Origin of the sequence: Pseudomonas sp. NPDC089554, from assembly GCF_050280645.1 — a bacterium.
GTDB lineage: Bacteria > Pseudomonadota > Gammaproteobacteria > Pseudomonadales > Pseudomonadaceae > Aquipseudomonas.
Genome location: NZ_JBNNVR010000001.1, coordinates 144,500 through 156,063 on the forward strand (window position 1 = coordinate 144,500; position 11,564 = coordinate 156,063).

13 protein-coding genes are annotated in these 11,564 nt (G+C 66.1%); 6 read left to right on the plus strand and 7 right to left on the minus strand.

Features of this window, described 5'->3' with window-relative positions:
• The first annotated feature begins 173 nt into the window (after positions 1 to 173).
• From mobA to alkB, 6 genes are all read left to right on the plus strand, one after another.
• Positions 174 to 746, plus strand: a complete 573-nt coding sequence (mobA, locus tag ACQKPE_RS00530; RefSeq protein WP_427662822.1) for a molybdenum cofactor guanylyltransferase MobA — start codon at positions 174 to 176, stop codon at positions 744 to 746.
• Between the two features lie 197 nt (positions 747 to 943).
• On the plus strand, positions 944 to 2,290 hold the full coding sequence (locus tag ACQKPE_RS00535) for a hypothetical protein (RefSeq protein WP_427662823.1): 1,347 nt from the start codon (positions 944 to 946) through the stop codon (positions 2,288 to 2,290).
• 32 nt (positions 2,291 to 2,322) lie between these two features.
• Positions 2,323 to 4,554 carry an Ig-like domain-containing protein gene (locus ACQKPE_RS00540; protein ID WP_427662824.1) on the plus strand — a complete coding sequence of 744 codons (2,232 nt, stop codon included), beginning with the start codon at positions 2,323 to 2,325 and terminating at the stop codon, positions 4,552 to 4,554.
• A gap of 18 nt (positions 4,555 to 4,572) precedes the next feature.
• Complete coding sequence (locus ACQKPE_RS00545; protein ID WP_427662825.1) at positions 4,573 to 5,043, plus strand: curlin; 471 nt, start codon at positions 4,573 to 4,575, stop codon at positions 5,041 to 5,043.
• 16 nt (positions 5,044 to 5,059) lie between these two features.
• Complete coding sequence (locus tag ACQKPE_RS00550) at positions 5,060 to 6,505, plus strand: curlin (RefSeq protein WP_427662826.1); 1,446 nt, start codon at positions 5,060 to 5,062, stop codon at positions 6,503 to 6,505.
• A 115-nt stretch (positions 6,506 to 6,620) separates the two neighbouring features.
• Positions 6,621 to 7,265, plus strand: a complete 645-nt coding sequence (gene alkB / locus ACQKPE_RS00555; protein WP_427662827.1) for a DNA oxidative demethylase AlkB — start codon at positions 6,621 to 6,623, stop codon at positions 7,263 to 7,265.
• Positions 7,266 to 7,429: 164 nt separating this feature from the next.
• Here the strand turns inward: alkB and ACQKPE_RS00560 are convergent, their stop codons facing one another.
• From ACQKPE_RS00560 to ACQKPE_RS00590, 7 genes are all read right to left on the minus strand, one after another.
• Complete coding sequence (locus tag ACQKPE_RS00560) at positions 7,430 to 8,356, minus strand: peptidylprolyl isomerase (protein WP_427662828.1); 927 nt, start codon at positions 8,354 to 8,356, stop codon at positions 7,430 to 7,432.
• Positions 8,353 to 8,826 (minus strand): YbjN domain-containing protein, encoded by a 474-nt coding sequence (locus ACQKPE_RS00565; protein WP_427662829.1) that lies wholly within the window; start codon positions 8,824 to 8,826, stop codon positions 8,353 to 8,355. Before ACQKPE_RS00565 ends, ACQKPE_RS00560 begins: the two co-directional genes overlap by 4 nt.
• 191 nt (positions 8,827 to 9,017) lie before the next feature.
• Positions 9,018 to 9,860 (minus strand): CsgG/HfaB family protein, encoded by an 843-nt coding sequence (locus ACQKPE_RS00570; protein WP_427662830.1) that lies wholly within the window; start codon positions 9,858 to 9,860, stop codon positions 9,018 to 9,020.
• A gap of 34 nt (positions 9,861 to 9,894) precedes the next feature.
• The gene (locus ACQKPE_RS00575; protein ID WP_427662831.1) at positions 9,895 to 10,308 is read right to left on the minus strand and encodes a curli assembly protein CsgF; all 414 of its coding nucleotides are present in this window, start codon (positions 10,306 to 10,308) and stop codon (positions 9,895 to 9,897) included.
• The gene (csgE, locus tag ACQKPE_RS00580; protein ID WP_427662832.1) at positions 10,305 to 10,700 is read right to left on the minus strand and encodes a curli production assembly/transport protein CsgE; all 396 of its coding nucleotides are present in this window, start codon (positions 10,698 to 10,700) and stop codon (positions 10,305 to 10,307) included. The genes ACQKPE_RS00575 and csgE overlap by 4 nt, the downstream gene beginning before the upstream one ends.
• Positions 10,697 to 11,215 (minus strand): type II secretion system protein, encoded by a 519-nt coding sequence (locus tag ACQKPE_RS00585; protein ID WP_427662833.1) that lies wholly within the window; start codon positions 11,213 to 11,215, stop codon positions 10,697 to 10,699. The genes csgE and ACQKPE_RS00585 overlap by 4 nt, the downstream gene beginning before the upstream one ends.
• On the minus strand, positions 11,190 to 11,564 hold the full coding sequence (locus tag ACQKPE_RS00590; RefSeq protein ID WP_427662834.1) for a type II secretion system protein: 375 nt from the start codon (positions 11,562 to 11,564) through the stop codon (positions 11,190 to 11,192). Before ACQKPE_RS00590 ends, ACQKPE_RS00585 begins: the two co-directional genes overlap by 26 nt.

Sequence of the window (11,564 nt, forward strand, 5' to 3'; positions counted from 1 at the left end):
AAACCCTCGAAGGTGCAGGCAGAATATAGATTCCTACCTGTACCCTGGCAGGATCCTTACACTTTTTCACAGACGTCTTACAGGTATTAACACCCGCCCCTGTACACGCCGGCTGGACAACCGCTCGACGAAATGGGAGGGTGCCAGGCCCTGACTACCCGGAACCCCTGTTCATGCCGACCGCCCTTCCCCCCTGCTCTGTCCTTATCCTCGCCGGTGGCCGTGGCCAGCGCATGGGCGGGCGTGACAAGGGCCTGGTGCCCTGGCAAGGCGAGCCGCTGGTGGCTCATGTACAGCGGGCAGCACGGCCATTGACCGATGACCTGGTGATTTCCTGCAACCGTAACCATGCAGCCTATAGCGCCTATGCCGACACGCTGGTGAGCGATACCGACGCCGATTTCCCAGGGCCGCTGGCCGGGGTCATTGCCGGGCTTGCGGTGGCGCGCCATGACTGGTTGCTGGTGCTGGCGTGCGACGCGCCACGGGTGGACCAGGCCCTGCTCGAAGACCTGCTGAGCCTGGCGGTGCGCGGCGACAGCGCGGCCATGGTGCGCCAGAACGGGTATTGGCAACCCATGTTCTGCGTGCTGCCCAAGCGCATGCTACCGCTGCTGGAGCAGGCCTGGCAGGCCGGTGAGCGGAGCTTGCAGAAGGCACTGCTACAGGCGCCCGTCCAACCCCTGGAGTGCGCCGCCGACGACGACCGGCTAGCCAATTTCAACAGCCCCGATCGCCTGCGCTAAGCGCAGTCTGCCCCATCCCATTCCCCAACCCTGGGGGCCAGCGCCCACCCCCAGCGGCTCGAAAAAGCCCCCACCCGATCGCCGCAGCCCTTGCGCTGCAAGGCTTTCAGCCCCGCCAAAACAACCTGGCACAACAGTTGCCGATCCCCCCTCAGACGCCCCAAACCCATTGGGCCCGTTTGCAGGAGGGAGTTCTCATGCACCGACCGACACCTCACCCGCTGGCCGTGGCGATCTTCGCCGGCCTGCTCCAGCTACCGGCCCAGGCTGCGCTGTATGCGGTCGATAGCGGGCCCTATTCCCTGGCCAACGGCAATTTCGCCGCCTGGTACCAGGACAGCCATGGCCGGGTCCTGGACCTGTGCCTGTCCAAGGCGGTCAGCTCACGCGTGGCCGGCGCCCCGGGGGCGCCTTCGTACATGTGCACGCTGCTGCCGACACCTGGCGTGTTCGATGACACCCAGCCGATCCAGTTCCCCAGCAACTTCCCTGACGAAGCCTTCTGGTTCACCGCTGACGCGGCCATCGTCGACGCCGCCCGCGGCATCGACCTGAGCTATGGCACCGCCATCGAGGCAGCCTTCGCCGCCGAAGAGCCGGTCGAAGGCGACCAGGTCAGCTTCGCCAGGGTGCGTATCCGCGTCGATGTGCCAGTGGCAGGTACCTACGTGGTCACCCACCCCTACGGCGTCGACGTGTTCGATGTACCCGCCGCCGGACGCCGGGCGATCAACATGACCCGCGACATCGGCATCGCCGGTGCCGGCGACTTCACCGGCGCGCTCAAGGGCGATGTCGGGCCGTTCCTGCGCAGCGTCAACGGCCCCTACACCGAGACCAACCCCGGTAGCGGCGCGAGCGAGCGCTATATCGGCGACCCCAACCTGGAAGAGCCGGTGACCGGCAGCCCGTTCAACACCAACTTCGTACGCATCGAAGGGCCCAACGGCATCGACCTGCGCACCGAGCTGTTCGCAGTGTCCGGCAAGCTATCCACGGTCAACCGGCCCACCCCGATGATGCCGCTGCGCAGCACCTACTCGCGCCACAGCGACAACGGCGACCTGCGCGCCCAGCAGGATGTGTTCGTCATGGCGCCCCCGGCCCCAGCCACCGTCACCCTCACCAGCCAGACCCCGAACCTGGCGCTGACCGAGGCCAACGGCACCGGCGCTTGGTACGCCCAGTCGGTACTCAACCCCAGCCTGCCGCTGAACCTGCAGGTGACCGCCGACAACAGCCTGGCCATCGCCACCAGCACCCCCACCAGCGCCAGCCTGCCGCTGACGGACCTGGTAACCATCACCCGCGCCGAATACAGCCTGGCCAGCGGCCAGCTGACCTTGGTGGCCAGCACCAGCGACGAAACCAGCCCACCGGCGCTCACCGCCCACACCGGCAATGGCGCGCTGATCGGCAGCCTGGCCGGCAACGGCGCGGTGAAGACGCTCACCACCGGCTTGTCGCCGATTCCGCCGGCCCGGGTGCAAGTCACCAGCGCCCACGGCGGCAGCGACAGCGAAGACGTGGTGCTGCTGCCATGAACAGACAAAGGCCCCGCCTTCAAGGAGGCAGCATGAACACTTGGCCACGCCGGGCGCTATGCGCCGCCGGGCTCACCTTCACCCTCAGCGGCGCGGCCTGGGCCGCGCTGACCGAAGTCGATACCGGCCCCTACACCTTGGCCACCGGGCGCTACCCCATGTGGTACAAGGACTCGACCGACCTGTCGCTGGAGCTGTGCCAGTCCCGCGCTACCAGCTCGCGCAACCCCGGCGGCCCTGGCGCACCGGCCTATATGTGCACCCTGCTGCCCGAGCCTGGGGTGTACGACGATGCCCTGCCACTGGTGTTCCCCGACAACTGGCCGCCAGAAATGTTCTGGTTCCTGGCCGAGACCGAGATACCCCAGGTCGGCAACAGCGGCTACGAGCTCGAGGTGTATGTCGCAGGCCTGGAGGCTGCGTTCGCCGCCGAGAACCCGGTGGACGGTGACCAGCAGAGCTTCGCGCGCATCCGCATTCGCGCCTCGGTACCACGCACCGGCACCTACACCATCACCCACCCCTATGGCGTGGAAACAGTCAACGTCACCACCGCTGGCCGACGGGCGATCAACATTACCCGCGACATCGGTATCGGCGCGCCAGGTGTGTTCAGCGGTGCGCTCAATGGCGACCTCGGCCCGTTCCTGCGCGGTGCCAGCGGCCCCTACACCGAGGTCAACCCGGACACCGGCGCCAGCGAAACCTTCGTCGGCGACCCGAACATCACCGAGCCGGTGACCGGCAGCCCGTTCAACACCAACTTCGTGCGTATCCAAGGCCCGGCCGGGACCATCCAGACCAACGTCTTCACGGTTTCCGGCAAAGTGCTCGACCCACGCGCGCAAACCCCGGTGGAACTGCAACGCGCCAGCTACCAGCGCAACGCTGCCGGCACCCGCGTGGAGGTGTTCGCCAAGGCCCCGAACAACGCCAGCCTGTGCCTGCGCAATGGCCTGGCGCTGGTCGGCTCGCCACCTTCGCCCTGCCAGTTCAGCCTGCTGGCGGACAACAACGGGCTGTTCTTCAGCCAGCAACTGAGCCAAGCCGCACCGCCTCCCGTGGTGGTGGTCACTGCCAGCAGCGGCACCGGCGGCACCCGGCCCACGGCGCTGTCGAGCAAGCTGACCGACGTGGTCAAGGTGCGCACCGCACGCTACGACTGGGCCAATAAACGGCTGTTCATCGAGGCCAGCTCCAGTGACGAAGTGCAGGTGCCCGACCTGGTCGCCCAGGGTTATGGCCGGTTGTCGAAGGCCGGGACCTTGCAAAGCCTGACCGTGAACGACCTCACCCAGCCACCCGCCAGCGTCACGATCAAATCCGCCGCAGGCGGCAGCGATGTGGAGCCGGTGATCATCGTCGGCATTGCGCCGATCATCGGTGAGAACCAGCCGCCGCTGGCCCAGGCGGACAATGGCAGCACCAGCGTCGGCGTACCGCTGACCCTCAACCTGCTGGCCAACGACAGCGACCCGGATGGCGACGTACCACTGACCATCAGCGACCTCAGCCAACCCGGCACCGGCCTCGGTTCGGTGGTGCAGAACGGCAGTACCGCCATCACCTACACCCCGCCGCCCGGCGCAACCAGCGCCTTCGCCGCAACCTTCAGCTACCGCGCCCAGGACGCCAAGGGGCTGAAATCAACACCCGCGACGGTGACCATCAACGTCGCGCCGAACCAGGCGCCGACCGCCGTGGCCGACACCGCCTCAACCCTGGGCGTGCCGCTGACCATCAACGTGCTGGGCAACGACACCGACCCCGAGGGCAACCTGCCGCTGGCGATCGCCAGTGTCACCCAGCCTCCGGCCGGACGCGGCACAGTCAGCCATGATGGCAGCCAAGTCACCTACACGCCGCCAGCGACCGTCACCGCAGCGTTCAGCACCACGTTCAGCTACGTGGTACGCGATGCCGTCGGCGCCACCTCCAGCCCCGGTACGGTGACCGTGCAAGTGTCGCCACGGCCCGCCCAGGAGACCTTCGCGGTCACTGCGGCCACCGTCACGGCCCGCTCGAACAACCGCTTCAACTGGGACATCAGCGGCACCTCCTCGGTGACCACCGGCAACACCATCACGGTGCAGGTGACCACCCCGGACGGCCTGGTGACCTTGGGCACGGCCACGGTACCGGTTACCGGCCGCTGGCGCCTGGCGGTGAGCAACAGCACCACGGTGATCCCAACGGCCAACCCGACGGCGACCATCCGCAGCAGCCAAGGCACCGTGCGCACCGTGCCGGTCAACGTGCAGTAGCCCGAAGGAGTGAACGCCATGCGCCTGCCCGCCCTGCTGCTCAGCCTGCTTGTGATGGCCCCGGCCACCTGGGCCGACGACCTGATGGACAACGCCGACCTGGTGGCTGGCAATGACCTCGGCGAACCACTGGTGGTACGCCTGCTGCCGGCAGGCGCAGGCCAAACCGCGGTGGTGGAGCAGCAGGGCGGCGGCAACCGCGCCGCCCTCGACCAGAACGGCCAGGCCCTGCTGGGCCGCATCGTCCAGGCCGGGGGCGCACAGGAGGCGTTCATTCTGCAAGCAGGCACCGACCTGCTGGCCACTATCCACCAGCAAGGCCAAGGCAACAGCGCCTCGATCCGCCAGAGCGGCAGCCACAACAGCGCGCAGATCGAGCAGATCGGCAACTACAACAGCGCACAGATAGAACAAAGCGGCACGGGCCTGAACAGCGCCGTGACCCAGGCCGGAAACGGCCAAACCCTACACATCACCCAATACCGATAGACCTGGAGGCACCACCATGAACAAGCTCGCACCCCTGAGCGCCGCCATCGCGCTGGCCCTCGCCGGCCAGGTCATGGCCGACGACAGCACATCCACCCAGACCCAGCAGGGCAACCAGAACATCGCCGAAGTGCAGCAAAGCCTGGCGCCCTTCGCCTCGGCCACGCAAAACCAGACTGGCCACGACCACAACCACCTGGCCGTGCAGGACACCAGCACCAGCCATATCCAGCAGAGCGCCACCGGCTCGTTCAACGCCGGCTACGCCGAGCAGTTGTTCGAGAACGGCAGCCAGATCACCCAGCAGGCCGGCGGTAGCCTGAACGATGCCTTTGCCAGCCAGTCGGTGGGCGAAAACAACCAGGCCCTGCAAACCCAACAAGGCACCGGCAACTACTCGATGGTCTACCAGGACACCCAACTGGGCAGCCAGGCCACCACGATGCAATGGGGCCAGGGCAACGAGGCAGTGGCCGAGCAGCTGTTCGGCGGCAGCAACAACCGCAGCCTGATCATGCAAGGCGGCACCGGTAACTTCGCTGCCGCCGAACACATGACCCACCAGGACGGCAACATCGAGATCTACCAGGATGGCAACGCCAACTGGGCATACGGCGACCAACGCGACGGTCAGGGCGGCAGCATCGGCATCCAGCAGTACGGCATCGGCAACTCCACCGAGGTGTGGCAGGACAACCAGGTCGGTAGCCAGGCCGCCGTGATCCAGCAGGGCCAGAACAACGAAGGCTACATCGACCAGAGCTTCGGCCAGGGCAACAGCGCAAGCCTTGCCCAGAACGGCCAGCGCAACGCCAGTTGGTCGGACCAGTACGAGGCCAACCAGTCGGTCACCAGCATCAGCCAGAACGGCAAGGACAACCTGCATTTCACCTACCAGAGCGGCGACAACCACAGCCTGGTGGTCAACACCACCGGCAATGGCAACAAGATCATGGCCAGCAACTGGAAAGGCGACCTGCCCGGCGGGCAGTTCGGCAGCAACCAGCGCGCCGAGATCAACCAGGCCGGCACCGGCAACAGCGTCAACCTCACCCAGGAAGGCAGCTCGCAGCTAGCGAGGCTCAACCAGGTGGGCTCCGGTAACCAGATGCAGACCCGCCAGGTCGACAGCAACAACGAGCTGTACTTCGAACAGAACGGCAGCGATAACCTGCTGGTCGCCGACCAACGCGGCACCGGCAACTACGCCGAGGGCCTGGCCGCCGGCAACGGCGGCAGCATCACCCTGGAGCAGTCGGGTGCGGGCAACCAGAGCTACACCTACCAGCTGTACGGCACCGGCAACGAGGCGAGCATCAAGCAGGCCGACGGCGTCAACGTGGCCTACGTGACCCAGGCTGGCAACGCCAACCAGGCGTTCGTCGACCAGAGCGGCGCCAATATGAACGCCACCATCAGCCAAGTGGGCAACGCCAACCTTGCCACCGTGACCCAGCAGTAATCCGCTCCCCCTTGAGCCGCAGCCGCTTCCTCCCTGGCGCTGCGGTTCTTTTTTTGCCTACGGGTAGCCGACTCAATCGAGCTACCATGGGCACTCGACCCACCCGATAGCCGCCATGATCCAGTCCGACCTCGACCTGTTCGGCCCCCAGCCGCAACGCCTGGCCACGCACACCGTATTGCTGCCTGGCTTTGCCCTGCCCCCACTCGAAGCGCTGCTCGATGCCCTGCGCCCGGTGCTGCGCGCCGCGCCGTTCCGGCACATGCAAACCCCAGGCGGGCAGCACATGGCGGTGGCGTTGAGCAACTGTGGCACGCTGGGTTGGGTCAGCGATGCTCAAGGTTATCGTTACACCCTGCTAGACCCGCAAAGCGGCCAACCATGGCCTGCCCTGCCCCAGGTTCTACTCGACCTTGCAGGCAAGGCCGCGCAGGCCGCCGGCTTCGACGGTTTCGTGCCCGATGCCTGCTTGGTCAACCACTACCTGCCCGGCACCCGGCTGACCCTGCACCAAGACCGCAACGAGCGCGACTTCAGCCAGCCGATCGTGTCGATTTCCCTGGGCCTGCCGGCGGTGTTCCTGCTGGGCGGCCTGCAACGTAGCGACCGTCCCCGGCATGTGCCGTTGAGCCATGGTGACGTGCTGGTGTGGGGTGGCGAGGACCGCCTGCGGTTTCATGGAGTGCTGCCGATCAAGCCCGGCGTGCATCCGCGCATGGGGGAACGGCGAATCAACCTTACATTGCGCAAGGCTGGGTAGGGTTTTTCAGACGCATTGGCGGCATTTTCGCGCTTACGCAATACCTAAAAGCTTGCGCGGTCCCTGTGGGAACGGGATTACCCGCGAAGCAGGCGACGCGGTGAATGGCACCGGCGTTGCCGGTGTTCGCGGGTAAACCCGTTCCCACAGGTATAGCGGCGTTCTTACGAGCGACTGGCCTCCAGCACCTGGTTCAACGCCGCGCCGTCGATGCTCAGGGTGGCGCTGTCGAACATGCCCTCCACATAGGTTTTCACCAGTTGCTCTTGGCGCTGCGCCCGCATCACCTGGCGAAGTTGCGGCGCTACCTCCTCCAACGTGGCCGCACGGGCTGGTTGCTGCTCCACCAGCTTGACGATGTGCCACCCCGCCGGGCTACGCAACGGCTCGCTGACGCCATCGACCTTCATCTGCGTCACCACCTCGCGAACCTCAGGCAACAGTTGAGCCAAGGGTTGCAGCCCAGTGTCACCACCCTGCGCGGCGCTACCGGTGTCCTGCGAATGCTCGCGGGCCAGCGCCGCGAAGTCGCCCTCGCGAGCTTGCTTGAGCAAGGCCTGCGCGCGCTTTTGCACCTCTTGCTCGTCCTTGGGGTTTTCCACCCGCAGGAAGATCTGGCTCAAGCGATAGCGCACAGGTATCTGCAACTCGTCCTGGTTGGCCTGGTAGGCCTGTTCAAGCTCGGCTTGGCTGGGGTAATCGGCAGGCACCTCGCTGACCGATACCAGGTAGCCGCGCAGCACGATCTGCTCGGTGGCGGCCCGGGTTTGCGCCTGCACCTCGGGCCGCTGCGGCCAGCCCTTGGCCGCGGCCTGGCGATACAGCGCCTTTTCTGCCAGGCGTGTACGAAGCCACGCCTCCAGGGCTGGACGATCGCCAAGCAGACGCTCGCGGGTGTCTTGTGGCAGTTGGGCCAACAGGGCCTTGAGCTCGTCGCTACCCACCTTTTGCTCGCCAAGGCTTGCGAGCACCGGGCCGGAAGCGGTGGCCTGCGCGGCCACCGGTTCATCACCCGGCCGCATGCTCAGTGCCACAGCAACCGCCACCAAGGCCAGCGCACCGGCGCTGGCCCACAGGGTACGCCCCGTCACGAAGCTTGCGCCGCACCTGCGGCGCCTGCAGGCGCCTGTTCGGCGACGTTGCGGCTGTAGTCACGTACGTAGACGATGAACTCCTGTAGCAGGCGGTCCCACAGCAGCAGGCTGCCCAGCAGGTATTTCTGGCTCACGCCGTCGGCCACCACCACGTCCTGCTCCAGCACCAGGAACTCGCCTTGTACCGACAGCCGGGCAAACCGCCGGCTGGCATTCCAACGCCCGACCAGCCCCTCCGGCAACTCGCCCTGCACACGCAGCGCACAGCTGAAGGTGAAGTCGAAGAATTCGCCCTCCTTGCCCGGCGCCTGGTTGCCGAAGCGTACGGCGTAGCCCACGCCCTGGCTGGCACTGAGCAGTTGCACGACGTGGTTTTGCTCGTGGCGGTTGACCCGGCAGCCGGCGTCCTGCAGCAGCGTGGTCAGCGAGTCGGCGCTTACGGTTTCGATCAGGGTGACTTCGGTCATGTTGCCTTCCTTGTGGTGATGAATGCGTCACGCACAACGCGGTGCAGGAAGGGACCGGACTTGGCGAGGGACATCAGCGCTGGCGAACTCCCTGCCTCTGCGACCATCCGTTTCTGCAATCGCGCGTGTCGACTTCAAGTAGTAGCACATGGATCCAATAGGGCCAGCAATTCTCCACAAGGCCCCAGGGTTCACGGCTGCTGATACTGCCCCAGGTACTTCTCCACCACCGCCGGGTCGCCGCTGCCACCCTCCGCCACTTGCCACAACCGGCGCTCGATACCCTGGGCCAGCAAATGCCCTACCGCCGCCTCGATTGCCGACAGCACGCACAGCTGCGCCGGTTCGTTGGTGGTGTAGCCCACCTCCGCCTCCAGCAGCTTCTTGAACTCGATGAACTTGAACACCCCGGCGCTGCGCCCGACCGAGTAGATGGTCTTGCTGGTCATGACGTTGGCCAGCACTTGCCCGGTGCGTACGTCCACTGCGCGCAGGTTCACCGTGACCTGGTCGACGCGGTACTCGCGGGCGATGTCGATGCCCAGGTAGCGTGCGCCCTCGCCGCCGCTGCGCACGTTGGTGTCGTAGGCAATGATGCCGCCTTCGAGCATCAGGTTGGCGGCCTGTAGCGGCGGCAGCTCGTTCTGGATGTTCGGCGCCACGTCGGGCTTTTTCTGCGAGGCGCGAATGATCTTGCGCTCGGTCAGCAGGTTCTGCAGCCCTTCGCGTTCCAGCACCACGAACCAGCCACTGGCGTTGAGCGCGTCCATCAACATGCTCGCGGCGCCCTGGGTCACGCTGGTGGAGAAAGAACTGGCCGGGGTCGGTTTGTATTGCCCGGTCTGGTCGCGGAAACCGTATACCACCGCCATCAACCGGCCCTTGGGGCGCGGCATGTTGAGCAGGTCATAGTAGGTGGAGGCACGCGGCGTCAGGGTCGGACTGTCCGGGTCCTGTTCGGCGGGCATCAGCTCGCGCAAGCCGCAACCTTGCAAGGTGGCGAGGATCAACAACGTGCTCAGCAGGCGTTTCATGGCGGTTCTCCCCAATCCAATGGGCCAGTCCCTCTCAGGGGTTCAGGCCGCTGACCTCGATGATCGAGATTTCCCCGGTGGCGCGGTCGGTAATGCGGATGCTCAGGGCTCCGGAATCATCGATTACATCCACCAGGAACGAGTCGGTAGCAAGGCTGCCGGTATTGCCGTTGTTGATGTTGTCCAGCAGTTGCGAGAGCAGACGTGACTCCAGCTGGCTGGTGAAGCGCTCCAAGGCGGAGGTGCCGGTGAAGGCTGAGGTGCGCTTTTTCAGGTCGGGGTCTTCATGATCGTTCTGCGCCTGGGCGTTGTTCAGCAGCCAGGTGCCGTTCAACGGGTTGCCGCCGAATGCCGGGTTGACCGGCGTGTAGACCAGTTCGGTGGCCTGGACGCCAAGGCTTGCGGCCAGCAGGCAGGCGGTGACGCTGCGGGTAAGCAGGGTGTTCATAGCTCGTCCCTCTCAAGGTCAGTGGTGTCCTGCAGCAGGCGTTGCAGCTTGCGCTGGACAATCTGCTGGCGCACCAGGTCGGCGGCCGCGATGGCCTCGTCGTTGAGCTGCGTGGTGTTCGGCGGCAAAAAGCGCCGGTACAGCACCTCGCGTTCGTATTCCACGGTCACCAGGCTCCCCCAGCGGGCATCCGGGCGTTCGCGCACCACCAGGTTGAAATCCAGCTGGCTGCTAGCACGCAGGCGGTCGGCGAAGGCGCAGTAGAAGTCGTGGCCGATGTGCGAAATGGTGTTGTCGACGATGAAACCCATCATTTCATCCTCGGCCCCGGCCCAGGCCGACGCCTGTTGCAATGCCAGGAGCAGGCAGGCGATGCACGTCAGGTGCTTCATGGTGTATCTCCCGGGCCACTCTGGCGGCGGGCGCCGTTGCCGCCTTCGGCGAAAGCCTGCTCGGCGACGAACTGCCAGTCGCTGTAGCGCTCCAGCCCTTCGAACCCCGACCACTGGGCGACAAAACCACTGCGTTTGAGCGGTGTGGCGTCGGCGCGGCTGTACACGCCAGTGATGCGCCCATCGATGGCGCGCAACAGGCCCCAGTCACCAGCACCCAGGGGGTCGGGATAAAGCCTGCGAATGTGTCGCCGGGGCGCGGGGAAACGGTTGTCTTCCAGCAGTTCCTCGAGCGCCTGCGGGTACTGGGCAAGCCCTGGCGATGCGCGGTAGTAACTGCGCAGCGCCTGGGCATACTGCCCGCCGACCCACAGCAACTGGCGCTCGCGTTCGCGCTGGGCACTGGTGGCCCACAGGGCGCCGGTGGCAGCCAGGGCCAGGCTGCTGGTGGCGATCAGCAGCAGCACGCCCAGGTAGGTGAACCCGGCGTTACCACTCGGCATAGAGGCTGCCATCACGCGCCCTCCCGGTTGCCCCGCTCTTGATATCGGCCACCCCGCCAGCCACGCCTTCCGGTGGCGGCAGCAGCTGCCAGCCGTCGCGGCGCTCGGTGACCGGGTCCAGCGGGGTGTTGCGCAGGTAGCGCTGTTCCACCAATTGCTCCAGCGACTCGGGGTAGCGCCCGGTGTCGCCGTAGTAGTGGTCCAGCGCCTCGCGCAGCACCGCCAGGCTCTGACGCAGGGTTGCCTCGCGGCTGGCCTCGAGGCTTTCGAAGTAGCGCGGCATGGCGATGGTCATGAGCGTTGCGATGATCGCCATGACCACCAGCAGCTCGATCAGGGTGAAGCCTTGCTTGCGTTTCAT

What these genes read in the sequence shown, in the direction of transcription:
- mobA (WP_427662822.1), top strand. Translation starts at nt 174, where the DNA reads ATGCCGACCGCCCTTCCCCCCTGCTCTGTCCTTATCCTCGCCGGTGGC.
- ACQKPE_RS00535 (WP_427662823.1), top strand. Translation starts at nt 944, where the DNA reads ATGCACCGACCGACACCTCACCCGCTGGCCGTGGCGATCTTCGCCGGC.
- ACQKPE_RS00540 (WP_427662824.1), top strand. Translation starts at nt 2,323, where the DNA reads ATGAACACTTGGCCACGCCGGGCGCTATGCGCCGCCGGGCTCACCTTC.
- ACQKPE_RS00545 (WP_427662825.1), top strand. Translation starts at nt 4,573, where the DNA reads ATGCGCCTGCCCGCCCTGCTGCTCAGCCTGCTTGTGATGGCCCCGGCC.
- ACQKPE_RS00550 (WP_427662826.1), top strand. Translation starts at nt 5,060, where the DNA reads ATGAACAAGCTCGCACCCCTGAGCGCCGCCATCGCGCTGGCCCTCGCC.
- alkB (WP_427662827.1), top strand. Translation starts at nt 6,621, where the DNA reads ATGATCCAGTCCGACCTCGACCTGTTCGGCCCCCAGCCGCAACGCCTG.
- ACQKPE_RS00565 (WP_427662829.1), bottom strand. Translation starts at nt 8,826, where the DNA reads ATGACCGAAGTCACCCTGATCGAAACCGTAAGCGCCGACTCGCTGACC.
- ACQKPE_RS00570 (WP_427662830.1), bottom strand. Translation starts at nt 9,860, where the DNA reads ATGAAACGCCTGCTGAGCACGTTGTTGATCCTCGCCACCTTGCAAGGT.
- ACQKPE_RS00575 (WP_427662831.1), bottom strand. Translation starts at nt 10,308, where the DNA reads ATGAACACCCTGCTTACCCGCAGCGTCACCGCCTGCCTGCTGGCCGCA.
- csgE (WP_427662832.1), bottom strand. Translation starts at nt 10,700, where the DNA reads ATGAAGCACCTGACGTGCATCGCCTGCCTGCTCCTGGCATTGCAACAG.
- ACQKPE_RS00585 (WP_427662833.1), bottom strand. Translation starts at nt 11,215, where the DNA reads ATGGCAGCCTCTATGCCGAGTGGTAACGCCGGGTTCACCTACCTGGGC.
- ACQKPE_RS00590 (WP_427662834.1), bottom strand. Translation starts at nt 11,564, where the DNA reads ATGAAACGCAAGCAAGGCTTCACCCTGATCGAGCTGCTGGTGGTCATG.